Annotated in this window: 18 protein-coding genes; 6 read left to right on the top strand and 12 right to left on the bottom strand. The window is 39.7% G+C overall.

The genetic code is table 11. The features are described from left to right. Positions 1-81: 81 nt before the first annotated feature. The 8 genes from AC27JP_RS02610 to AC27JP_RS02575 all read right to left on the bottom strand — a co-directional run bounded on the left by AC27JP_RS02610 (position 82) and on the right by AC27JP_RS02575 (position 8,643). Positions 82-795, bottom strand: coding sequence for a DUF3379 family protein (locus tag AC27JP_RS02610; RefSeq protein ID WP_487111881.1), 714 nt, complete (start codon positions 793-795; stop codon positions 82-84). Next, positions 788-1,354 carry a sigma-70 family RNA polymerase sigma factor gene (locus AC27JP_RS02605; protein ID WP_487113424.1) on the bottom strand — a complete coding sequence of 189 codons (567 nt, stop codon included), beginning with the start codon at positions 1,352-1,354 and terminating at the stop codon, positions 788-790. The genes AC27JP_RS02610 and AC27JP_RS02605 overlap by 8 nt, the downstream gene beginning before the upstream one ends. A gap of 193 nt (positions 1,355-1,547) precedes the next feature. After that, positions 1,548-3,224: a BatD family protein gene (locus tag AC27JP_RS02600; protein WP_487111880.1), complete on the bottom strand. Its 1,677-nt coding sequence runs from the start codon at positions 3,222-3,224 to the stop codon at positions 1,548-1,550. Then, complete coding sequence (locus AC27JP_RS02595; protein ID WP_487111879.1) at positions 3,218-5,095, bottom strand: vWA domain-containing protein; 1,878 nt, start codon at positions 5,093-5,095, stop codon at positions 3,218-3,220. Before AC27JP_RS02595 ends, AC27JP_RS02600 begins: the two co-directional genes overlap by 7 nt. A 1-nt stretch (position 5,096) precedes the next feature. Next, on the bottom strand, positions 5,097-6,116 hold the full coding sequence (locus AC27JP_RS02590; protein ID WP_487111878.1) for a vWA domain-containing protein: 1,020 nt from the start codon (positions 6,114-6,116) through the stop codon (positions 5,097-5,099). Beyond that, positions 6,113-6,682 (bottom strand): DUF4381 domain-containing protein, encoded by a 570-nt coding sequence (locus AC27JP_RS02585; protein WP_487111877.1) that lies wholly within the window; start codon positions 6,680-6,682, stop codon positions 6,113-6,115. The genes AC27JP_RS02590 and AC27JP_RS02585 overlap by 4 nt, the downstream gene beginning before the upstream one ends. Beyond that, positions 6,670-7,674, bottom strand: a complete 1,005-nt coding sequence (locus AC27JP_RS02580; RefSeq protein ID WP_487111876.1) for a DUF58 domain-containing protein — start codon at positions 7,672-7,674, stop codon at positions 6,670-6,672. Before AC27JP_RS02580 ends, AC27JP_RS02585 begins: the two co-directional genes overlap by 13 nt. 12 nt (positions 7,675-7,686) lie before the next feature. Further along, complete coding sequence (locus tag AC27JP_RS02575; RefSeq protein ID WP_487111875.1) at positions 7,687-8,643, bottom strand: AAA family ATPase; 957 nt, start codon at positions 8,641-8,643, stop codon at positions 7,687-7,689. Positions 8,644-8,894: 251 nt separating this feature from the next. On the opposite strand from AC27JP_RS02575, the gene fadI reads away from it, so the two are divergent. The 3 genes from fadI (at position 8,895) to AC27JP_RS02560 (ending at position 12,752) form a co-directional block, all read left to right on the top strand. Next, entirely contained in the window at positions 8,895-10,202 is a 1,308-nt protein-coding gene (fadI, locus tag AC27JP_RS02570) for an acetyl-CoA C-acyltransferase FadI (RefSeq protein WP_487111874.1), read from the top strand. Continuing rightward, positions 10,202-12,346, top strand: coding sequence for a fatty acid oxidation complex subunit alpha FadJ (gene fadJ, locus AC27JP_RS02565; RefSeq protein ID WP_487111873.1), 2,145 nt, complete (start codon positions 10,202-10,204; stop codon positions 12,344-12,346). Before fadI ends, fadJ begins: the two co-directional genes overlap by 1 nt. Before the next feature lie 208 nt (positions 12,347-12,554). Continuing rightward, positions 12,555-12,752, top strand: a complete 198-nt coding sequence (locus AC27JP_RS02560; protein ID WP_487111872.1) for a hypothetical protein — start codon at positions 12,555-12,557, stop codon at positions 12,750-12,752. 230 nt (positions 12,753-12,982) lie between these two features. Here AC27JP_RS02560 and AC27JP_RS02555 read toward each other — a convergent pair whose 3' ends face one another. The 3 genes from AC27JP_RS02555 to AC27JP_RS02545 form a co-directional block, all read right to left on the bottom strand. Then, on the bottom strand, positions 12,983-13,294 hold the full coding sequence (locus AC27JP_RS02555) for a hypothetical protein (RefSeq protein WP_487111871.1): 312 nt from the start codon (positions 13,292-13,294) through the stop codon (positions 12,983-12,985). A gap of 142 nt (positions 13,295-13,436) precedes the next feature. Further along, positions 13,437-17,951 (bottom strand): EAL domain-containing protein, encoded by a 4,515-nt coding sequence (locus AC27JP_RS02550; protein ID WP_487111870.1) that lies wholly within the window; start codon positions 17,949-17,951, stop codon positions 13,437-13,439. A gap of 266 nt (positions 17,952-18,217) precedes the next feature. Continuing rightward, complete coding sequence (locus AC27JP_RS02545) at positions 18,218-21,010, bottom strand: insulinase family protein (RefSeq protein ID WP_487111869.1); 2,793 nt, start codon at positions 21,008-21,010, stop codon at positions 18,218-18,220. Positions 21,011-21,196: 186 nt separating this feature from the next. Between AC27JP_RS02545 and sixA the strand changes: the two genes are divergently transcribed. Further along, entirely contained in the window at positions 21,197-21,673 is a 477-nt protein-coding gene (sixA, locus tag AC27JP_RS02540) for a phosphohistidine phosphatase SixA (RefSeq protein WP_487111868.1), read from the top strand. Between the two features lie 27 nt (positions 21,674-21,700). Here the strand turns inward: sixA and smrB are convergent, their stop codons facing one another. Then, positions 21,701-22,243: an endonuclease SmrB gene (gene smrB / locus AC27JP_RS02535; RefSeq protein WP_487111867.1), complete on the bottom strand. Its 543-nt coding sequence runs from the start codon at positions 22,241-22,243 to the stop codon at positions 21,701-21,703. Positions 22,244-22,338: 95 nt separating this feature from the next. On the opposite strand from smrB, the gene prmB reads away from it, so the two are divergent. Together prmB and aroC are read left to right on the top strand one after the other, a co-directional pair. After that, positions 22,339-23,268, top strand: coding sequence for a 50S ribosomal protein L3 N(5)-glutamine methyltransferase (gene prmB / locus AC27JP_RS02530; protein WP_487111866.1), 930 nt, complete (start codon positions 22,339-22,341; stop codon positions 23,266-23,268). A 61-nt stretch (positions 23,269-23,329) separates the two neighbouring features. Further along, on the top strand, positions 23,330-24,421 hold the full coding sequence (gene aroC, locus AC27JP_RS02525; RefSeq protein ID WP_487111865.1) for a chorismate synthase: 1,092 nt from the start codon (positions 23,330-23,332) through the stop codon (positions 24,419-24,421). Positions 24,422-24,460: the final 39 nt, after the last annotated feature.

Here is a 24,460-nt window from a genome sequence, read left to right as displayed (position 1 = left end):
ATTCGGATAATTAAGCGAATAAAAAAGTCGTTAATGCAGCATTAACGACTTTTCATTTATATTATCAGGTTTATTTTACAGCTAAATAGACCAAGTAATGTTGTTATTGATGCGGTCCTGCCACTGATTTAACGGCTCGTTCTTGTCACCAACGACAATAACATTAGAGTGATTAAAGTTTAACGAACGGCCTTCTAATGCTTCGTTAGCAAACTTAGCATTAAATTCAATTTCATCATCATTAGGTACGATAAAAACGTTTACCGGACTTGATTTACCTTGGAAAACTAAATGCAGGCTTTTACTGCCATCAAAACGGCAATAATCTGCAAAAATAAGGGTACCAAAAGTACTATCAAAGCTGCCCTTAAATGACGCCATTTTATCGTTCAGCGACGCTAAAGTCACATTAGCTTGATCCGCATTTGAAAAATAGGATGCTTCATGATTTACATGGGCAATTGCGTAGTCACCTAAGTTTTTATAGGTGCTGGAAAACATCATAAAATTGACGGTTAAGCCTAAAACGAAGGCAACAGATGCTGCCATAGCCAAACGCACGCGGGTTTTACTCTGCTGCTGTTGGTGACTCGCTAAGGTTTGACGAAGAATTAATTTGTTGTATAAGTCATCAGGCACTGGAACATTCATTGCTTGGGCTATTTTTTCATCTAATGCTTCAATTTCATTAACGAATTTTTGTTTTGCTGGGTCGCTTTTTATAGCTTCATTCATTGCCTCATCACGGGCATTTGGATCTGCTAATATACTGCGTCTAATATGCAAATCATCCATTGTGTAGACCTCTTAATTTTGGCTCGTCGTCTACGGCCTCTTTCAATTGATTTCTTGCGCGAAATAATCGTGTCATTACGGTGTTTTTATTTAACGACAACATTTTCGCAATTTCTTCACCACTAAAGCCACCAATAACTTGTAATACTAGCGGCTCTCGGTATTCTTCTGGCATCTGTGCTATTTTTTCACGCAGCCATTGATTTTCAATTTCTTGCTCATTACTGGTGGCTTTCACATCCGTAATGGTTGCTTCTTCGTATTCGCTCATTTCGAAGCGCTTACGCTCAAATCGACGGGCATTTTCTCGACGAAGAATGGTAATTAACCACGACTTCGCTGCTTTTTCGTCTTTCAACGAGTCAAGCGCGCGCCATGCACGTAAAAATGTTTCTTGCACTAAATCTTCGGCTACATGCTTATCGTGGCATAACCAGTATGCATATCGATATAAATCAGCATGTAACGCTTTAACCAGCGCTTCGTATCTAACTTGTTTTGTCGCCATGTTGTAAGAGACCTGAGGCTTTGTCATTTTATTTCGGGCTAATGCAAATATTTTAGATAAGGTAACTATAGCGTGAATTACTTATTGATAGTTAACAGAAATAACACTTAATTATAGTAATGTTGTGATTTGCTACAAAAAATACAGCTGTATTGTTAGGTTATAGAAACATGAAAAACAAAAAAGAGCTTGTTAATGTAAGCTCTTTTAAAACTAATGTTTGGGCTTTAGCTATAAATTTTAGCTAGGGGTTTATTGCCATGGTACTAATATCGGCTTGCTCATTTCTTGTCCGATGAATATCTTGAATTGCCTTCAATAGCCTTTCGCCATGCCATTGTCCTGGTGCCTTGCCATAATAACTTTGCTGCAGTTCAACTATCGCAGCAGAAAGTGGCTGATGATTAAAGTAACTATGCAGTGCGTCTAGCGTCGTTAACGCCTTAGATTGACGTTTATCATTATTTCGAGAAGATGCCCAAGGGACCAATAGTGCTAATGCCGTTTCGCCATCGTTTTGTTTACAGGCCGCCATTAATTCAAGGTAGGCGTTGTTGGTACTTGTCTTTGGTTTTTGCTGGACCTTTTTCTGGCCAGTTGCCCGCTTAGCAGAAATAAACCAAGCTAATAAGGTTAACAACCAAATTGGTAAAAACAGCCACGGCCAAAGCGAACTCTTTTGAACAACAACCGTTTGGTTAACAGGTGTCGCAGAAGTAGGGCGCTCAGTTTCAATGTCAGGTAATGGTGTTACCGGTGTTTGAACAAGATCCGGGTTTGGTAATATGGTTATTTTTTGCCCAGAAATTTTGGCGACTTCCGCTTTGTTTGTTACTGTGTTCCACCAAGGAATCGCAATTTCAGGTAATTGGTATTCGCCAGGCTGGCTCGCGACTATGGCAAAGTTAACGACTTTCTGGCTGACTAAGCGTTCATTATTTAAACCGGTATGCAGTTCATCTTGGTCTGGGTATACTTTCAAGCCTTTTGGTACTGTCATTATTAGTTTTGGCAACTGCTCTTCGGAAAGACCGGCTGCTGTTAAGGTGATGGTGCGCGTGATAGGCTCGCCAACTTTAAATTGCGCTGATTCGGGTTGCCACTCTTGATGTAACGCTAATAATTCACTTGGTAGCCAAGTACCTGATACTTGCTCAGGAATGGCTTTAACCGTTAAGGTAATGTCATCACCAATAACACTGACCGGTTTTGTCTCGGCAAAGCTTAAAAAATTTGAACGCCGAGACGACGGCATAATGATCTCACCCGAAAAAACGGGAGATTGCAGTACTACCTTGCCACTTTGCTGCGGGCTAATGGCATATATGCGCTCAATAATTCGGTAGCGTTTACCATTAATGATATTTTCTGACTCTTTGTCTTTGCCAATTTGTAATATATTGGCGCCCGCTAGTGTTGGCTCAGTTAAACTACCGCGCTTTAGCTCGGTGGCAAAGTGTAACCTGACTTTTAGCGTCACTTGTTGCTGTACGTAAATATCGCTTGCCGATACTTCTGTAGTAATAAATAAATCTTGTTGCGTAGAAGCTGGTAAGTCAGTCGCGGCAACGGCTTTTACGGTTATTGGTTGGCTTGCTTGCCCATCAATATTGAATGACGGGATAATTAACTCACCTGCTTTACGTGGAATTAATACCGTTGTCCAAGTGGTCGTGCGGGTGGTATTGAAATTTATCATGCTGGTTTGCGAGCTTACCGATGTTCGACCAACAATGAAGTCTTGCAATAACGCCGAAGTGTCTAGGGCATTGTTGTCAATATTATCGTCCGCTACGACAGTTAAAATTAGCGATTCATTGACCACTACCGGGTTTTTGTCAACAGAAGCCGTAACTGTGGTTAACGCATAGCTATTAAGTGATATTAAAATAAAACATAATGAAAAAATAACCTTTACCACTTTTTCTTAACTCCTATATTTCTGCGGTCTTGACGACGTTTCTGGTATTCCAACTGCATTTTATTACGCAGCAACATGTACGGATCGTCAGTAACTTTGTTCAGCAATTGTTGATGTTTTTGCTCGGTTTCTTTAGCAAGTTGTTCTGCGGCTAATTGCGCTTGAGCACTTTGCTCGGTTTCAGACTCTTCACCTTCTTCAGCAGCTTTGGCTTGTTGCTCAGCTGACTCTTGTTCTGTTTCTGAACTTTGCTGATTATTTTGTTCTTGCTGTTGCTCAGCGCTTTGCTCATCGCTTGGTTGTCCTTGTTGATCTTTATTTTCTTGTGATTCAGAACTTTGTTCGGAGCTCTGCTGATCTTGAGCGCTATCTTGATTGTCGCTGTCTTGGCTGTCACTTTCTTGATTCTGACCGTCTTGGTTTTCGCCTTGTTGGTCTTGATCCTGCTGCTCACCTTGCTGATCTTCACTTTCTTGGCTTTCGTCACCAGATTGTTGATTTTGTTGTTCTTGCTGTTTCTTAAGCTGTTCAAGAAGTTCTTTATTGGCTTTAGCATCTGCAAGCTTGGGATCTTTTTCCAACGCTTTATTGTAGGCATCAATGGCTTCATCCATACGTTGCAATTTTGCTAAAGCGTTACCTTGGTTATATAAAGATTCAGCACTATCAACTTGCTGATAAGCAGCTAATGCTTGTTCGTAATCTCCGGCCTTATAATGCGAGCTACCTTGCCACAAAGGGCTCTTAAATTGCTCTGCGGCTTGCTGAAATTCTTGCTGCTTGAAGTGCTCTTGCCCTTGTTGATCTTTAGTTTTCCAAAGATCTTGCCAAATGTCGGCATGAGCCTTTTCATTAGGAAGCAGAATTAAAGCAAATGGTAGCGTAACTAACAAGGCACCACGTCTAAAATAACTCAATACCAAGGGTAAAATGAGCAGTAATAAATATGGCCCGAATTCTTGCCATTGATCGCCAGTATTTTCACTTTCAGTGCTTCTATCGGAATCAGCAACAAAGGGCTTAAAAGTCAGTTTTTCAATATCGCTATTATCATGCGATAACGTGACATAGTTACCACTACCGCGCTGAGCAACCCCTTGCAATGCCGCCTCGGTTAATTTCGGGACGATAATTGCGCCATTGTCGTCTTTCATTAACTCGCCATCAGTGAGTTTAATAGGGGCACCGGTTTTCGTGCCAATACCTAAAATATTGAGCCGATAAGGGTGTTCACGTGACCATTGTGTTAAGTCTTGAATATCAACATTATCAATGCCATCAGTGAACCAATAGATATCACCATCGTTATGTCCGGCATTTACTAACATTTCATGCGCTAGCGTTAGTGCGGCAAGCGGGTTGCTACCCAATTCGGGCATTAGCTCAGGACTTAGTGAGGGGAGTAGTAATTTAATATTATTAACATCATCAGTTAGCGGGCTAATACTAAATGCGTCACCAGCATAAGCAATAAGGCCAATTTCGCCTTCGTTAATACCATCAAGTAAATCTATGGCTTTGTATCGAGCGCGTGTTAAACGATTTGGCGTTACATCGGTGGCATACATGGAATATGACATATCCATGATGAGCACTGAGCCTTGGGCTACTTGATATACTGGCTGTGGCAGTTTTTGCCAACTAGGACCTGCCATGGCAATGATCGATATTAAACCAATAAAGAAAGGTAAGGCTAGAGAGCTCGATTTTGCCTTATTGTTGCCTTCAACTAGCACTTTAGCTAAATGTGGCGGTATTAGGTTTTGCCAACCCGATTGTTTAATTCGATTTCTTTTTAATAGCAAAATCATCAGTACTAAAACAATAAGTGCCAGTAGCCAAAAAGGGCGAATAAAGTGAAATTCTTCCATGCTACTTATTCTCCTCTTTATTGGTTGATTTACGCAAAGAAAATTGACTGTTGATTAACGAATTAGCTAGTAAAGCCATTAAGCTGATCAGTAGCGCCAAACCTAAAGGCCAATAAAATAAAGCCGTTAATGGTCGCATTTGTTGTTGCTCTTGCTCAACAGGCTCTAAGTTATCCAGCAATTGATAAATTTGGCTCATGTCTTCACTGGCGCGGGCGCGAAAATACCTGCCCCCGGTTGCATCGGCTAAATGTTGCAGTGATTTTTCATCAAGTTCGCTTGACGGGTTAACGCGTCGAGCACCAAATAGCGAGTTTTGCACCATAACATCAGCGCCGATACCAATGGAATAAATGGTGATGTCTTTGGCTACAGCCAGTTCAAGCGCTTGTTCTGGCGTGATTTTTCCAGCAGTATTTTGTCCGTCAGTTAATAGTAATAAAACTCGGTTAGAGTTTTTCTTTTCGTCAAAGCGTTTAACGGCAAGGGCAATAGCGTCGCCAATGGCCGTTTGTTTACCGACTAAGCCCAGCACTGTTTCATCTAACATTTGCTGTACAGTTTTTCTGTCAAAGGTCATTGGTGTTTGCATATAAGCGTCATCACCAAACAGTATTAAACCTAATCGGTCGCCCGTGCGGCGCTCAATAAAGTCACCTAACAGAACTTTTAGCATGTCCAATCGGTTGACGGTTCTGCCGTTTAGACTCATATCTTCTACTTGCATACTGCCGGATAAATCAACCGCTATCATCATTTCGCGACCTTCGGTTGGCACATTAACCGCTTCACCTAACCATTGCGGTTGCGTGCAGGCTAAGACAAGTAATGCCCAAACTATGCTTAAGGTTGCTAATGACGCTTTTTTCTTATGCGGTGTAAACTCCGGCGCTTGAATGCCCTTGATTAATGTTGGCATTTTAAGTGGTGATGCTTGAACTTGCTTTTTCGCGGGCAGCCAATAAACAATTAATGGTAGTGGCAGGGCCACTAAAACCCAGATAAATTCAAAATGAATCATACTTGCCCTCCGATATTTTCGGAGGCTAGTGCCATTGTTTTTTTATTTGCAGCTACGGTGTTATTCGTTGTTGAGTTGCTAAAAGATTCAGCAGCCACCGGCGGTAATGCCTGAGTAAGCCATAATTTTGCGGCCTCGACAAAGTCTCTTGTTTCTTTTTCCTTTGCGGTTAACTCTGCCGTTGAATGTTCGGCACTTTGATAGACGTTGTTAAAAACGTTTGCACTCAGTTGTTGAAACTTTTCTTGGTGTTTAGCTGGGAGTGTTGCCGTTAAAAATGTTTTTAAATTATCACCAGACAAATGGGCAACTTGTGCCCGTGGAAAGTATTGTAATAACGCCCATTTCACGCTGTTGAGCACGGCGGTAGTATCGCTAGCAATAGCTAACTGTTTTAAGGCTGTTTTTTGTGCTTTACGTTGGTTGATAAATTGGCGGAGTTTTAGCCCAGAAAAAATCAGTAATGCTAAAATGAGTAATGCCAGTAACCACCATCCCGGTGCTAGCGGGTAGTTATGTATGTCTGCAGGTAAATGAATGTCTTTTAATTGTGCTAACGGATCCATGAAGCTACTCCGCGATGTAATTGTGTTTCTAGTGCTTCGCTGGCACAAAAATGCAGTAAGCGGGCACCCGCTTTCGTTAATTTATGCTCGGTTGACTCACTCAGTGCGATAGCTTGTTGGTGGTATTTTTCTGCCAACTTTTTATCACCGAGTACTAATTGTTGTCGTTCTTGACCGTCGGTAACGGCAACGGTAATTTTTTGTTTACTTGTTGGTAATTGTTGCTCTAACGGATCGCTGATCAAACACACTACAAGCTCGCAGTGGCGAGAAACATTGGCAAGGTGGCGCACCGCTTCATCAGTTAAGTGGAAAGCATCGGTGATCAAATAAACCAAGCTGCCAGGCTTTGCGAGTTGTCTAATACGCGCGCAGTTTTGCTCAAAGGCAATGGTGGCACTTTGCTTTGTCGTAAGTTCGTTTGTGCTTAGCACACTTTTTGCGTGCGTTTTTACTAAGGTATGTAGGTAATGTAATACCCCTTGTTGACGACTACGAGGTTTGAGTTCACTGTGCTGATGTTGGTTAAAGACAATACCGCCGATACGATCGCCTCGAGACTTGGCATGCCAAGCAACAAGAGCGGCGACATGGGCTGCCTGCACTGATTTAAACAATAACTGGCTGCCAAAATGCATGTTTTCGCTTAAATCGGTGGCAATAAGTACTGGTCGCTCAATTTCTTCACGAAATAATTTGGTATGAGTTTTACCCGTACGGGCTGTAACGCGCCAGTCGATAGCACGAATATCATCACCATTTTGATAATGGCGCACTTCGTCAAACTCCATGCCACGACCTTTACTGCGGGCAAGGTAGTTACCAGACATTTTACCGTGCAAACTTTTCCCCGCCGCGAGATTAATAAGCGAACTCTTACTTTGGTAACGAATTAACTCTTCAATCGTTATTTCGATACCATTACTGAGTAGCTCATCAAGAAGGTCTTGCGTCGAGTTTTGTTGTTTTGAATTATTTTGACTAAACCACATAAGAATAACGCATTAAGCAACAGCAACTAAACTAAGTAAACGGTCAAGCAATTGGTTACTGCTAATACCTTCTGCTTCTGCTTGATAAGTCATCAATATTCTATGACGTAAGACATTATGAAATACTGCTTGTACGTCTTCTGGGCTAACGAAGTCGCGGTTGTTTAACCAAGCGCGAGCACGAGCACAGCGGTCAAGTGCGATAGTGGCACGTGGACTAGCACCATATGCTAACCATTGTTTGAGTTTATCGTCATATTTTTCTGGCGTACGAGTCGCCATGATTAAATCAACAATATAGTTTTCGACAGCGGGCGCCATATGAATTTGCATCACTGCTTTACGCGCAGCAAAAATATCGCTTTGGCTGATTTCTTTTACTGCCGGCTTTTCTATTTTTAGTGCTTCACCCCGGTTTAACTTTAAAATTTCTAGTTCCGCTGTGGCATCTGGATAATCAATTTCAAGGTGCATTAAAAAGCGGTCTAGCTGGGCTTCGGGCAGCGGGTATGTGCCTTCTTGCTCCAATGGGTTTTGTGTTGCCATCACTAAAAATAACTCAGGCAGCGGATAGGTTTTTCTACCGACGGTTATTTGGCCTTCCGCCATGGCTTCTAAAAGGGCTGATTGCACTTTAGCGGGCGCTCGGTTGATTTCGTCGGCGAGCACTAAGTTGCGAAATAATGGTCCTGATTGAAAAACAAAACTACCATCTTCTGGGCGATAAATATCGGTACCAGTTAAATCCGCTGGCAACAAGTCAGGGGTAAATTGAACACGGTGAAAGTCAGCTTCTAGTCCTTCTGCTAAGGCATTGACGGCACGAGTCTTTGCTAAGCCAGGAGGACCTTCTACAATTAAGTGGCCATTGGCCAGCAAGGCAATAAGTAAATTTTCTACTAATGCCGGTTGTCCGATAATTTGAGAAGTTAAATGTTCTTGCAAAGAGGAAAAGTGTTCAATAGCCATAATTCAATATTCTTATTGTTTATAAATTTAACGTTAGTGGGTCAGACCTTCTAATTGATATAAGGTTCATGTGAAAAAAAACAACCGTATTAAGTTAATTCTAAAGAAATTTCTTTAGGTTTTTAAGCGCTTGGAAATATTTTGTTTAAATTTTGATAGCTAATCATTGAATTATTTTAATATGTCGTTAGAATTATTATAAAACCAAAGAGGTCTGACCTCTTGAGTATTGCAACAAAATGGAAACAAAAATGACAAAATCAAAACTAATAACAGGAAGTGGGGAGCGTATTGCAGTTGTTGCTGGTTTACGTACACCGTTTGCTAAGCAAGCAACGGCTTTTCATGGTGTCCCAGCCGTAGATTTAGGTAAAATTGTGGTAAACGAGTTGCTGAAAAAGCATGATGTTGACCCGCAAATTATTGACCAGCTCATCTTTGGCCAAGTTGTGCAAATGCCTGAAGCACCAAATATTGCCCGTGAAATAGTGCTAGGTACTGGCATGAATGTTCATACTGATGCTTACAGCGTTTCAAGAGCCTGTGCGACAAGTTTCCAATCAACAGTGAATGTTGTTGAATCTATTATGGCCGGTTTTGTTGATGTTGGTGTCGCCGGTGGTGCTGACTCATCATCTGTTGCTCCTATTGGTGTTTCTAAGAAGTTTGCCCGCACCTTACTCGATTTAAGTAAAGCACGCTCTTTCGGCGCAAAAATGTCATTAATTCGCAAATTAAGCTTTAAAGATATTTTGCCGGTGCCGCCAGCAGTTGCTGAGTATTCTACGGGATTGTCTATGGGACAAACCGCTGAGCAAATGGCAAAAACTCATGGTATTACTCGTGAAGAACAAGATGCATTAGCTCATCGCTCTCATACTCTTGCGACGAAAAATTGGCAAGCTGGTAACTTAGATGGCGAGGTGATGACCGCACACAGCGAACCTTATAAATCGTTTATTTCAAAAGATAATTGTATTCGTGAAAATTCAGAGTTAGCAAGTTACGCGAAATTACGCCCAGTGTTTGACCGTAAACACGGTACAGTAACTGCCGCAACTAGTACGCCATTAACCGATGGTGCTTCCGCTATTTTATTAATGCGTGAAGGACGAGCAAAAGAATTAGGTTATAAACCGTTAGGCTATATTCGCAGCTATGGCTTTGCCGCAATTGATGTCTGGGAAGACATGTTGATGGGGCCAAGTTTTGCTTCACCTATCGCCTTAAAACGTGCTGGTATGAACTTAGCTGATTTAGACTTAATTGAAATGCATGAAGCATTTGCAGCGCAAGCACTGGCGAACGTAAAAATGTTTGGTAGTAATAAATTTGCGCAAACACACCTTGGACAAGATAAAGCCATTGGTGAAATTGATATGGACAAGTTTAACGTGATGGGCGGTTCGTTGGCATATGGTCACCCATTTGCGGCAACCGGTACGCGTTTAATTGTACAAACATTAAATGAATTAAATCGCCGTGGTGGTGGTACAGGCTTAACAACGGCTTGTGCGGCCGGTGGCTTAGGCGCAGCTATGATTGTGGAGACAGACTAATGACTGATGTAACAATGCAAGAGAACACAAGTACCTTTAGTTTGGCACGTCAAGAAAATGGCATCGCACATTTGATCATGGACGTTAAAGGCGACTCCATGAATACTTTAAAAGCTGAGTTTGCTGAAGAAATTGCCACAATATTAAAAGAAATTCGTGAAGACAAGGCAATAAAAGGCCTCGTATTGGTGAGCGGCAAAGCAGACTCTTTTGTTGCTGGCGCTGACGTTCATATGCTCGCGAAATGTACTTCGGCAGCAGAAGCCACAGCGCTATCTCGCCAAGGGCAAATGATTTTCGATCAATTAGAAAATTTATCAATTCCGGTTGTTGCTGCTGTACATGGCGCCTGTTTAGGCGGTGGTTTAGAGCTAGCGATGGCCTGTCATGGCCGGGTATGTAGTGACAGTGGAAAAACTGCTTTAGGCTTACCAGAAGTACAATTGGGTTTATTACCTGGCGGTGGCGGTACGCAGCGTCTTCCGAAACTCGTAGGTATACAAAAGTCATTGGACATGATGCTAACTGGTAAACAGTTACGTGCTAAACAAGCATTAAAAGCCGGTTTAGTTAACGATGTGGTACCTAATAGCATTTTAATTGCAACTGCTGAAAAACTGGCACTTTCAGGTAAAGTAAAACCTAAAGCACGTAAATTATCTTTTATGGATAAGATGCTCGAGGGCAACCGTTTAGGCCGTGGTATTTTGTTTAGCCAAGCAACTAAAATGGTGCTAGGTAAAACTAAAGGTAATTATCCTGCCCCTCTTAAAATTATTGACTGTATTCGTACTGGTGCTGAACAAGCACCTTCGAAAGGCTACCAAGTCGAAGCAGAGCACTTTGGTCAATTAGTGATGAGTGATGTTTCTGCTCAGCTTAGACAAATATTCTTTGCAACGACTGATATGAAAAAAGAGCAGGGCGTTGAAGGTGTTGAGCCAGCTACCATCGATAATGTTGCGGTACTTGGTGGCGGTTTGATGGGCGGTGGTATTGCTTTTGTTACGGCAACCAAAGCCAAATTACCCGTGCGCATTAAAGATATTTCACAGCAAGGTATTAGCCATGCATTGAAATATGGTTATGACTTATTGAACAAAAAAGTTAAACGTCGTTTTATGCGCCATAGTGAAATGCAAAATCAACTGGCAAACATAACGGGCACTACCGAGTTTAACGGCTTTAGTAATGTTGATATTGCCGTTGAAGCGGTATTTGAAGATTTAACGTTAAAACAAAATATGGTGGCAGATATTGAAAGTCATTGTAAAGAAAGCACAATTTTTGCCAGCAATACTTCAAGCTTACCGATCGGACAAATTGCTGAAAAAGCGCAACGACCAGAAAATGTTATTGGCTTACATTACTTTTCTCCGGTTGACAAAATGCCGTTGGCAGAAATTATTGCTCATGATAAAACCTCAGATCAAACTATTTCAACAACCGTAGCCTTTGCTAAGAAGCAAGGAAAAACACCGATTGTTGTGAAAGACAAAGCCGGTTTTTATGTGAATCGTATTTTAGCGCCGTACATGAATGAAGCAGCCATGTTGCTACTTGAAGGTTGTTCAATTGAAGCGCTTGATAAAGCTATGGTGAAATTTGGTTTCCCTGTGGGGCCTATGCAATTGTTAGATGAAGTTGGCATTGATGTTGGCTCTAAAATAGGTCCAATTTTGCAGGCTGAACTAGGTGAGCGCTTTGCACCTCCAGCTGCTTTTTCAAAACTGATTGATGACGGCCGTTTAGGTAAGAAAGTTAAGAAAGGTTTCTATCAATATAATACTAAGAGCAAAAAGAAGTTGGTTGATGAAAGCGTTTATACCTTGCTTGGATTACAAGCGAGCAATAAATCAGTTTCTGAGGCACAAGTTGAACGCTGTGTTTACATGATGCTTAATGAAGCCGCGCGTTGTCTTGATGAAGACATAATTCGCAATGCTCGTGATGGCGATATTGGAGCCATATTTGGCATTGGTTTCCCACCATTCCTAGGTGGCCCGTTCAATTATATCGACAAAATTGGTGCTGCAACTTTGGTGAGTAAATTAACCCAATGGCAAGCTGAGTTTGGTGAACGATTCGCACCATGTGATGCCTTAGTGAAATTGGCCGAACAAGGTGAAAGTTATTACTGTTAACGCAAGAGGTCTGTACGGCATGTGTTTGCCGTAGAGTAGGAAAGTAATCGTATCTTAAAGGGGCAATTAGTTGCCTCTTTTTTGTGTTTTAAAAGCTGATTTTTGAAGAAAATGTTTTGAATAAATACTCTAATGTTGCTAGAATTTGCGCGTTTAGTCGTCGTTATATTTTTTCATGATAATTTTTCGAAGTAGGTAAAGTGTGGTTTTGTCACTTATAGCAATATTTTCTGTGGTATTTTCTGTATTTTTTTATTGCCAAGCAATGAGTAACGGCTTAGGCGCTAAGCGATGGGCAACTGCTGGATTAGTATTTGGCCCGCTGGTATGGCCGATGTTCTGTATGAAGAAACGCGTAAAGACCTATCAGCGTTTTGGTTTTGATTGCTTATTTTTTTCTGCTTAGACAATTTAGCTTTCCTTGCATTTTACAGGCTGTGTGGCGCTGTAATATAAAAACGCTAACTTCCTTGTAGCGAAGTATCCATCTCTCTTTTCAAGCTCTTAAAGCGATTTATAGAGCTTAATTCCACCACGTACTCGCAGGCATCTCTTTAATTTCGATACTTGCTGCAATAGCATTTTCTTTTGCATCATTAATAAATAAAGATTTAATTAAATTAATCATAGTGCCTCCTAGATGCGAACTTGGCTACGTTTTGTACCGATGCGAACTTGGCTGCGTTTTGTGCCAATCTCTTCAATAGATAATTCTTGGCTGTTAATTCTAACCTGGCTGCGTTTTGTTCCTATACGAACTTGGCTGCGCTTTGTACCAATCTCTTCAATAGTCAATTCTTGGCTGTCAATTCTAACCTGGCTGCGTTTTGTTCCTATTCGGACTTGACTGCGCTTTGTACCGCTTTCTTCGGTAACGAGAGTGTTTGTATCAGCTGTTACTGTTGGAGTAGCAGACATTGCTAAAGATAAAATTAGTGAACTAAGCATGTTATTTCCTTGTTAATGTTATTGTTTTAAATTCAACAAGAATAAAGCGAAAATTGTGCCATATGTTTAAAGCCTTTGTTTATAAGGCTTTAAACCTAGTATTTATCATTATATTTTTGTGTCATAAAATCGACACTGGTGATTAGATGGTGTTTTTACCAAATGAGGTGGATTTATTGGTGATTTGAAAGGACAGTAAATATTTTTGAAAGTCGTTCTCGGGTAACGGTTTACTATAAAGGTAGCCTTGAAGTTGTTCGCAGCGCAGCCCAGATAGAAAGCTCAGCTGCTGATTAGTTTCAACCCCTTCTGCGACAACCTCCATGCCTAAGTTATGGGCAATAGTGACAATGGTTGCCACCATATTTCGACCTTGCTCCGAGGTCTCTATATCATCAACAAAGGCCTTATCAATTTTTAAAGTGTTGAGCGGAAATTTCTTTAAATAGGCCAAAGACGAATAACCGGTACCGAAGTCATCGAGTGATAAATGAATACCCATGGCACGAATTTGTAGCATGGTATCAATGGCTTTTTGTGGTGAGTCCATTACGGTACCTTCGGTGATCTCAAGCTCTAGGTATTTTGCTGGTAACTCGCTTTCTTTTAATGTGCTGGCGATCATGGCAACTAAATTAGGTTGTGTAAATTGAACCGCGGATAAGTTAACGGCAATGCGTCCTTCAAACAGTCCAGCATCAACCCATTTTTTGGTGGCAAAACAGGCTTTACGCAAGACAATTTCACCAATATCAATTATTTGCCCCGTTTCTTCTGAAACCGGAATAAATACTACCGGACTGATAATGCCTTTACTTGGAGTCTCAAAGCGCACTAGGGCTTCCATACCGGCAATTTTGCCCGTCGCTATTTCAATTTTCGGTTGGTAAAAAACCGAGAAAAAATCTTCTTTTAGGCCATGTCGAATAAGGCTTTCAATTTGTAAGCGTTTAACGGCGGTTTTATTCATCGAATCGCTGAAAAATTGATATTTATTGCCGCCAGAATTTTTTGCATGATACATCGCCGTATCAGCATTTTTTAATAACTCTTGTGGGCTGACACCGTCCTCAGGATAAAGCACAATACCAATACTGCTATATAATACAATTTCTTGACTCTTGAGTTTTAACGGTAATGCAATCGAGTCTAAAACTTGTTTTGCTATTGATGTAATTGTATGAATATCATTGGTATTTTCGACAATTAAACTGAATTCATCGCCACCGAGCCGGTAGACACTATCTTGGTTTCTACCTAAGCTTCTAATACGTTCCGCAACCTTACATAGCAAAACATCACCTACTTCATGACCTAGTGAGTCATTGACTTTTTTGAAGTTATCTAAATCAAAAACTAAAAGGGCATGAGGGATTTTATTTTTTACTAAACGTTGTTGGTTGGCTTGAAAATATGAACGATTAGGAAGTCCGGTCAAAGTATCAGAGTTAGCCAGCTTTCTTAATTCTGCTTCAGTTTGTTTGCGTTTTGTTATATCTGAAAAAACACCAACAAAGTGTGAAATATTACCAGTTTCATCTTTAATGATATCTATGTTCAAATCGGTTAAATAAAGCTCACCATTGTCTCTAATACTTTCTATTTCGCCATGCCAGCTACCCTTGGTGATCAAATGTCTTTTAACATTTTGATTAAAGCTTTCTGGATATTGTTCAAATTTAAGGAAGCTGCCACGCATTTGTAATTTAGTTTTACCGGTAATGCGTTGAAAGGCTTTATTTACATCAACGACAGTAAATTGACGATCATAAATAACAATCGCGTCTGAAATGTTTTCTATACACTTGGCAAACAATTTTAGACGCTCATCGGCACGTTTGATTTGGCTGATATCTTTTAACGTTCCCGTCATACGCGAGGGTTTGTTTTTTTCATCACGCTCAACAATTTTGCCGCGATCGAGCACCCAAATCCATTTATCATCTTTGTCTTTGACACGATAGGTTGCTTCAAAGTGCTGGCTACTATCTTCGAAGTGCTGATTTAGTGCTTCTCTTACTCTGGGAATATCTTGCTGGTGGATATTGGTTTGATCGGCGCCAACATTGCGCTTGCCATCTTGCGGGAACTCCAAAATTCCCCAAATATTAGAACGATATATTTTGCCTTTCTTAATATTCCAATCCCACATTTCGTCGCCACTGCCCCATAGCGATAACTTTAAACGTTCTTCGCTTAATTTTATTTGTAAGTGGTATAGGCGCTTATGACGTACTTGTTGAAGAATATAGGCGATGACTAAAAGCGTGAAAAGGCTGTAAACTAAAATTGCACTTCGAGATAGCCACCAAGGTGGCATAATCGCAATATTGAGACTTTTAATTTCGCTTTCTTGTTTGCTTTGTAAATCATAGGCCTGGACTTCAAAAGTATAATCACCAGGGCTCAAATTTGTATAGGTAGCACGTAAATTATTCTTACCTGCATCTATCCAATCATCCTCTAAACCAGTTAATCGGTATCGGTACTTTAAATGACTAATCAAGTTGACATTTGGAGTTACAAATTCAATGCTAAATGGAGATTGGTCATGGCTCAAATTCAATAGGTCAAGAGAGTTAGGTGCTTTATTTAGAGTAAATGTTTCTTTGTTTTTATTTGATACGAAATTTGAAATGCCTACTTCCTTATTAGCAATTAAAATACTCGTTAGGTATGGAGAGGAAATGCTTTGCTTAATCTTCAATAAATTTCTTGGTATAAATGAATGGAAGCCATTGATTCCGCCAAAGTAAATGGTATCGTTTGAGGTTAATATGGCGCTATCACTAATGAATTCATTTGTATCGATTAATAAATCTTTATTAAATGATTTTACGGCTTTTGTGTTGGGGTTTATTATATTAATGCCCCTATTGGTTGAAATCCAAGCATTTTCCTGATTATCTATAATGATATCAGCTATAAAATTATTACTAAGGAGGTTACTCTCATTAATAATAGAAATTAATTTTGATTTTTTATTGTAAAGAGCAATTCCCTGTCCACGCGAACCAAACCAAATCCAATTTTGAGACAAGCCGATATTTGAAATACTTCCAAATTGCAAATCTTTAGGGATGTTAGAGATAACGTTAGAAAACTCGTTTGTTGATATTGTGTAGTATAAAATTTTATTTTCTGGTGTCGATAACCAAATTTTGCCATTGTTGTCGTACTCAATAGCGGTAAAGCTATTTAGTATATCTTGTGAGTGCTCTTTGAGTTGGCTTGATTTTAAGTCGAATGACGTCAATATTTTCTTTTCGTTGATAAACCACATTTTTCCATCAGCTAGAATCAAATTACTAAAATCATTATGGGTTGATTTGATTTCCCATTCAGAATGTAAGTTCAATTCCTCTGTAACTGGTTGATAATAATATAAACTACCTGGTTCTGAAGGGGTGGCAGGCTCAGTTTTCAACCAAAAGTTGTCATTTCTATCTACGAGTAAATGTGAAATAGGCTTATTGTTTCTTATATTTGCTTGACTAATATGCCCATTGCTATCGATTTTATTAAGTTTACCATCGTCGGTAGTAAACCATGTCGTACCATCTGATGTTTCTGCGAATGCGTATACAGCTTGCCCAGGGTTTTCATAGTTAAATAAACCATGGCTTATTCTCAACTGAAGTTGGTTGTACGTACTTATTCCTCCACCATTAGTACCTAGCCATACTTTTTGTGCCTTATCCTTAAATACTTTTAGAACTAAATTGAAAGATAATGCATTTTTATGAGCTGTGGACTGATATGAGCTAACTTCCCCTGTCAAAGTATTAATACTGTTCAAGCCATTTAGTGTTCCTAACCAAATCGCCGAATCATTAATTTGTTCTAGCGAGCGAACTTTATTTGAAAGTATATTTAAACTCATATCAGCACTATTTTCCTCATAGTGCTTAACGATGTCATAATCCTGCGAAATAATAAAAAGGCCGTTGTTGGTACCTAACCAATATTGGTTATCAATGAACTTTAAGTCGTAAAGCGCACTTGCATTGAGTTTAAGGTTCCACTTGTTTTGATTATTTAAGGATACAACAGAAGACATTGTACTATTGGTTAAAAATATGCCTTTGTCATATGTACCTAACCAATAATTACCTTTTTTATCTTGAAAGATGGTTTTAATTTCTTTTAGTGCGTCTTCATAGCCGCGAAAGCGAATACGATTGAAGTTGTCATTTTCTGAATCAAATTTATGTAACCCTTCTTTGCTGGATACCCATATATTATTTTGTTGATCTTGGTAAATATCCCAAATTTCATTGTCTTTTAGTGAATTGTTATCATTATCTTGATGGAGGAAATTATCAAAATTATCGAGCGATTCATTGTAACGGCTTAAGCCCTCATTTGTGCCGACCCAGAGAATATTATCTTTGTCGATAAAAAGCTTACGAATGAAGTTATCAGCAATGGAGTTTTTGTCAGCACTGTTATGGCGGTAATAAACAAAGTTTTTACCGTCATAACGGTTTAAGCCGTCTTGCGTTGCTATCCAAATAAAACCGTTTTTATCTTGAGTAATATCATAAACGTAGCTTTGAGATAATCCTTCAGCAATTGATAAGCGTTCAAATTTAAGTGGTATCTGATTAACATTATTAGAAAAGGCATAAGCATGATTAAATAGAGATAATGCCACTGAGCATAAAAAAAATGTATGAAAAATTAAAAACTTGGAAAGTATTTTATTTTTGAAAAAAGATAAAAGCACTAATGTAACCTTATGGTAGTGAACTCCACATCCGTATTAAGAACATTTAACAGATATGCCAGATATTTTTGTTTTTTTTGGATGTCACACCCCATTAAAAATGATGCTGGGAGTTAAGTCAATCACTAGCGCCCGTTATGTTGCGGCTAAATACCAGTATTGAATCAGTGACATTTATCACTTTATCGGCAATGTTAGTATTTTCTTTGGCATTTTTTTAACAGAAATTCACTGTTGCCATTGGTTGATGAGCTTTTTGCCATTTCTGATAACTGGCTGTCATTGTCATAACTTAATAGCGATAAGCGGTCATCTGTCGTTGCACCGGTGAAGTGGTTTTGAACAAATGTTGAGATATCTGTTATTGAAAGACTTTTAATTATTTCAATTAATTGCTGCTTCTGAGTGAAGGATGCTTCATTGTTGCAAATTGCCGCCCAGTAGCGCTGACTTTTGATCCTTAAATTTGTATCTTTTTCCTGTAATTGGCCGGCAAGACCTAGTTGTAGGTGTTGCCAGTGCTCTTTTGGCAAGTTTTTAATGTAATCATTAATTCTACTAATAAAGTCATTCATCGCTTCTGTTAATGCCGCTGCATCGGTATGAGGTGACTGAATATAAAAGGCAATGCCGGGATAACGATTTATCGGAATAAAACCGACCCCAACTAAATAACCGTATTGCTTTTCAGTACGCATTTCTTGGAAGAAAATAGGCGATAGCAATTGATTGGTCAGCATAGTTAACGCGACTGTTTGTAAGTCTTTGTTCGGCATCGGGTAATAAAGTACGGCGGCATGGTCATGCTCAGGCAAATTTATTGGCATAGTTATTTGTTGTTGATCTTTTAGATCAAGGCAAGGGATTTTTACTTGGTTGTCTTGTGATAAATATTTGCCAAATTCTTGCTTAATGCTATTAATCATACTTTCAGCTGAACTCTTTACCCAATTACCATGAATTAGTGCTTCTATCGCAACATCTTTAAATAATTGCTGAATAAAGTGTTTAAAGTGTTGAAAAGTTATTTTTTCTAGTGCTGAAATAAGAGTTTTACTGCTTGGGCTTTTAGGCTGCATTGCTGAACTCAGGGCAGCAAATAGCTGTGAAATTGATTTACTGCTTTCACCATTTTTCCAATGGCCGATGAGCTGTTGTTTAAATAACTCAAACTTTTCTTGGCAAAAATCACAACTTAATAAGTTAGCTAATAGTAAGGGCAACAACTGCTCTTGTTTGCTGCTAATACCTGATAATTGTAATGTCATGCCTCCCTGGTGAGAATATAAGTGATAGTGAATGCCAGCTAACTCTGCATCATAGTGCTCTTCGACAACGGCATCGCTATAGATATCAATGAAGAGACGCGTCATGGCAATGTTTTCTGCACTTTCAATGACCTTAGGTGCGTCTATTAATAGGTAAATATAACCTTTAGGAGTATTAAAGCTAATGTCATGTTTAAACCAAACATTTAAACCATCTTGTTGATAGATATTTTCTGGTGGCGATAGCGGATCATCTTGCTTGTGTTGATAAGCAATAAGCTTTGGTTGTGCGACGATATAATTATTTTCAGTGGGTAACGACAGTTCTGCTACTTTGCCTGCACTTTGCCAGTTGCTAATTTGCTCAGGTAAAATGTCGTTAACAGTGTAAGGTACTTGATACCATTGACTGATCTGCGGATCTGCTTCATCAATTTCAGGACTCAAGGTGATAATACGGACATTCGCTGCGACCATATAATCAAGCAACTTATTAAGTACTGTCGCATTTAAGCCATCCATAACATAATCACCGAAAATGTAGTCTTGTTCCGGATAATGCTGCATATTAATAACCAGCTGGCTGACAGAGTCTAGTGGTGACAGCTTTTCTTGATAGGAAAAAGATAATTCAGCAAGTGCTTTTTTCTCTCGGTAATATTGCTTATTCAACGGTGTTTGTTTTAACAACGCTAAATAAGAAAACACGATACTGACTATCGAGTTTATGTGTTTTTCACCAAGATCAGATAGCGAAATATTAATATTAAAATCTTTGAAATTTGAACCATTTATCCCTGAGCCTGCGGTTAGCGCTAACGCCCATTGCTTACTTTTTAATAGTGATAAAATACTACCTGGGCCTTCATGGCCAATTAAATAGGCGAGAATAGCTTCAGGCTTATGGCGGTAATATTGGTCGATACTCGGCATGGCAAAGCTAATGATCAATTGCTTATCATTTTTTACCGAGCATACTTTTATCCATTTTTGTTGATGTTCGACCTGATAGAGTGGCTGCTTTATCGGCGGCTTAGCGATACCATTGGATTTTACTTTGGCAAAATGATTTTCAGCGAAACTTTCTAACTGTGAAAATGATTGTGGCCCTTCTAAAACTAAGGTCATCCAATGAGCTTGGTAATTTTTTTCAAAGAAATTTTGAACTTCATCACGTAAATTATAGCCGGGTTTATCGGCTAAGGTTTCACTGCTACCAACGGAGAATTTGGCGAAAGGGTGTTGTTGATTAATGGTTTCTTTATGAACGTCATACAAGCGACGAATGTCATCTTTAAGTTTGAGTTTGAACTCAGCGTCAATATTCTTACGCTCTTTATTAACAAACTCTGCAGAAAGTAAGGGAGCAGTAAAAAATTCACCAAAGCGTTCAATTGCGCCAGCAAAATGTTGTTGGCCAATATCAAAGAAAAAACAAGTATGTTCAGTGGCCGTCCAAGCGTTATTGCTACCACCGTGCTCATTGATAAACTTTTGATATTCACTACCGTCAGGGTACTTTTCGGTACCAAGAAATAGCATGTGTTCTAAAAAGTGTGCTAAACCTTGTCGATGTTCTGGGTCGTCAAAGTGCCCGGTATTAACAGCTAAAGCAGCGGCAGACTTATTACTATCAGGATTATGAACTAGTAATACTCGTAAGCCGTTCTCTAATGTTATAGCTTGGTATTCTTTAGCGTCATTCGGACTTTTTTTCACAATGGCTCCTGTAAAACCACATTTAACATGTCATTTCACTATAGCTAGAATGTTATTTTTATTATCTTTCTAAATTACCCTAAGGAATAAGGTGAGTCCATTTTATTCTTAACGGATGTTATAAAAAGATAGACAATTCCTTTACTATAGCCGCAAATAATAAAGTTCGTTTAAATTAAGGTAGTTATGCAAATTTTCATTATGCGTCATGGTCAAGCAGAGCCAATTGCACCATCTGATGCGTTAAGACCATTAACCACTAATGGCATTAATGAAGCAAAAATTTCTGGGCAATGGTTAGCAGAAAATCAGCACCAGTTTGATTGCATCTTTGTTAGTCCTTATTTACGAGCGCAACAAACAGCAGATTCGGTGATTGAACAGTTATCAGGTGAGCAAAACCGAAAAACCTTAAGCTTTATTACCCCAGAAGACAGTGCCAAAGAAGTGCATGACTATATTGATGCCGTTTGTAGCGTCGAGCAATATCAAAAAATATTATTAGTTTCGCATATGCCATTGGTGAGTTATTTAGTGGCAGAGCTAACGTTTGACAATACCATGCCGATATTTCAAACCGCCTCGGTTGCGCTAATAGATTATCATCTTGAAAAAATGCAGGGTGAGTTTGTTACCTTAGTTTCGCCAAATGATATTTGTTAGCGTCTTTTATCAAAAGCCCAACTTAAATTAGTCGCGAATAAACTTATCTTTCAATTCCACCAAAACCAGTAACGCGCCGTTACCGCCCCATTCTAACGGTGCTTGGTGAAAGGCCATAACATCGGGGTGTTGCACTAACCAGTGCGGCACTTTGTTTTTTAGCACTCTGCCACCTAAGCCATGAACGATACAAACACATTGTGCGTGTTCTTTTTGGCAAGCAGCCAATAAGGCAGCAATTTCTCGCTTTGATTGTTGTTGGTCAAGGCCGTGTAAGTCTAATATGAGGTCGGGTGCATATTGTCCTCGGCGTAGGTTTTTAGCTTCAAAACTATCAACCCCTTCGCGAACATACTTTACTGGCCCTTGGCTATTTAGATCGGGTTCGAATTCATCAGAGAAATGAAATTCAGCCACAATCTTTTTATCTTTTTGCCCTGTGAACGTCGTTTTCTGCTTGCTGGTTCTTTTAGCGGGGTGTACTCTGTCCTGCACCATAGGTTTTATCTTACCTATAGCATCTTTGAACAATTTTTTTTCTTCCGCGTTAAGTGCGTCTTTAAATTTCATTGGCGAAGTCTAAAAACATCGACGAACAATAACAAGTGAAAGTATAATATTGACATGAAAATAATTACCGCAATTAAGAAACATTAGAGGCATACGTGGATAAAATAGATTTTGCTGAAGTGAGCGAGCAATTACATACCATAGCTGACTACGTGCGTTTTGGCGCCAGCCAATTTAATCAAGCAGAATTATATTTTGGCCATGGAACTAATAATGCATGGGATGAAGCGATAACGTTAGTGATGTTTCAATTGTCTTTGCCAAATGATACGGCAACTGAATTGATGCAATGTCGATTAGTACGGCAAGAAAAACAGGCAATCTTACACTTGTTTGAGCGTCGAATCATCGAAGGCTTACCGGCAGCTTATTTAACCAATCAAGCGACGTTTTGTGGCTTACCGTTTTATGTTGATGAGCGAGTGTTAGTGCCGCGTTCTCCAATTGGTGAATTAATTGAGAACAAGTTCTCGGGTTTAGTTAGTTCTTCGCCTAATCGTATTTTAGATTTATGTACTGGCAGTGGTTGTATTGCCATTGCGTGTGCGATGAATTTTCCAGATGCCGAAGTTGACGCTGTAGACTTATCGATTGATGCACTAAATGTTGCGCAAATTAATATTGAAGGTCATGGTTTAGCAGAACAAGTTATTCCAATTCAATCTGATGTTTTTTCTGGGGTTGAAGGGCAAAGCTATGATTTAATAGTGACAAATCCTCCTTATGTTGATCAAGAAGATGTTGACGCTTTACCGCAAGAATTTCTGCATGAACCGGAAATGGGCTTAGGTAGCGGTTTTGACGGTTTAGATATTACGCGCCAAATATTGGCACAAGCGGCAAGTCATTTAAATGATCATGGTGTACTTATTTGTGAAGTGGGTAATTCACAGGTGCACTTAACGGCGGCGTTTCCGAATGTGCCATTTCAGTGGTTAACATTTGAACGTGGTGGTCATGGTGTTTTTCGTTTAACTAAGGCACAGCTTGAGCAACATCAGCAGGAATTTTCTAGCAACGAATAAAATGTCCGCCAATACTTTAGTTGGCGGTTTAGCGCAATAATATTTACGGATCAAGATCATTATGTCAGGCAATACTTTTGGTAAGTTATTTACGGTTACTTCATTCGGAGAAAGCCATGGATTAGGTTTAGGCGCCATTATTGACGGTTGTCCTCCGGGCATTGAACTCAGTGAAGCTGATTTACAACATGATCTTGACCGACGCCGACCAGGTACTTCTCGTTTTACTACCGCGCGCCGTGAAGCCGACGAAGTGAAAATTATGTCTGGCGTTTTTGAAGGTAAAACCACAGGTACACCCATTGGTCTGCTGATTGAAAATACCGACCAACGCTCGCAAGACTATGGCAATATCGCCAATACCTTCCGCCCTGGTCATGCCGATTATACCTATTGGCAAAAATATGGCATTCGTGACTATCGTGGTGGTGGCCGTTCTTCTGCCCGTGAAACAGCGATGCGTGTTGCCGCCGGAGCGGTTGCTAAAAAATATCTACAGCAAAAATTCGGTATTAACATTCAAGCTTGTGTGACACAAATAGGTGATGTTTGTGCGGAAAATATTGATTGGAATATTGTTGAAGAGAACCCATTTTTCTTCCCTGATGCAAATAAACTTGAGCAATTAGACGAACTACTACGCGGTATTATGCGAGAGAAAGATTCTATTGGCGCCAAGCTGACTGTCGTGGCTAATAATGTCCCTGTCGGCTTAGGTGAGCCGATATTTGATCGTTTAGATGCCGACATTGCTCATGCCTTAATGGGCATTAATGCCGTTAAAGCGGTGGAAGTAGGTGACGGTTTTGCGGTTGTTAATCAAAAAGGTTCAGAGCATCGAGATGAGCTAACACCTGAGGGCTTTGAGTCAAATCATGCTGGTGGTGTACTCGGCGGCATTTCTTCAGGCCAACCTATTGTTGCCTCTATTGCTCTTAAGCCAACATCAAGTATTGGTGTTAGTGGTAAAACTGTTGATCTTGAAGGCCAACCAGCTGATATTATTACTAAAGGTCGACATGACCCTTGTGTTGGTATTCGCGCCGTGCCAATTGCTGAAGCTATGTTAGCACTCACTTTGATGGATCATTACTTAAGACATCGAGCGCAAAATGCCGATGTGGTTTGTCAAACGCCCGATATTGAAGCTTAAATATCAAATAGCTAGGTAAACTTATCTAGCTATAAATTT

Source organism: Colwellia sp. SU-HH01172 (assembly GCF_057553355.1).
This window is presented reverse-complemented; position numbering and strand designations above follow the sequence as displayed.

Bases quoted from the DNA above. Each gene is read 5' to 3' on its own strand.
- fadI (WP_487111874.1), top strand. From the start codon at position 8,895: ATGACAAAATCAAAACTAATAACAGGAAGTGGGGAGCGTATTGCAGTT.
- AC27JP_RS02585 (WP_487111877.1), bottom strand. From the start codon at position 6,682: ATGGATCCGTTAGCACAATTAAAAGACATTCATTTACCTGCAGACATA.
- AC27JP_RS02580 (WP_487111876.1), bottom strand. From the start codon at position 7,674: ATGTGGTTTAGTCAAAATAATTCAAAACAACAAAACTCGACGCAAGAC.
- AC27JP_RS02575 (WP_487111875.1), bottom strand. From the start codon at position 8,643: ATGGCTATTGAACACTTTTCCTCTTTGCAAGAACATTTAACTTCTCAA.
- smrB (WP_487111867.1), bottom strand. From the start codon at position 22,243: ATGAAATTTAAAGACGCACTTAACGCGGAAGAAAAAAAATTGTTCAAA.
- aroC (WP_487111865.1), top strand. From the start codon at position 23,330: ATGTCAGGCAATACTTTTGGTAAGTTATTTACGGTTACTTCATTCGGA.
- AC27JP_RS02590 (WP_487111878.1), bottom strand. From the start codon at position 6,116: ATGATTCATTTTGAATTTATCTGGGTTTTAGTGGCCCTGCCACTACCA.
- AC27JP_RS02610 (WP_487111881.1), bottom strand. From the start codon at position 795: ATGGATGATTTGCATATTAGACGCAGTATATTAGCAGATCCAAATGCC.
- sixA (WP_487111868.1), top strand. From the start codon at position 21,197: ATGCAAATTTTCATTATGCGTCATGGTCAAGCAGAGCCAATTGCACCA.
- AC27JP_RS02555 (WP_487111871.1), bottom strand. From the start codon at position 13,294: ATGCTTAGTTCACTAATTTTATCTTTAGCAATGTCTGCTACTCCAACA.
- fadJ (WP_487111873.1), top strand. From the start codon at position 10,202: ATGACTGATGTAACAATGCAAGAGAACACAAGTACCTTTAGTTTGGCA.
- AC27JP_RS02595 (WP_487111879.1), bottom strand. From the start codon at position 5,095: ATGGAAGAATTTCACTTTATTCGCCCTTTTTGGCTACTGGCACTTATT.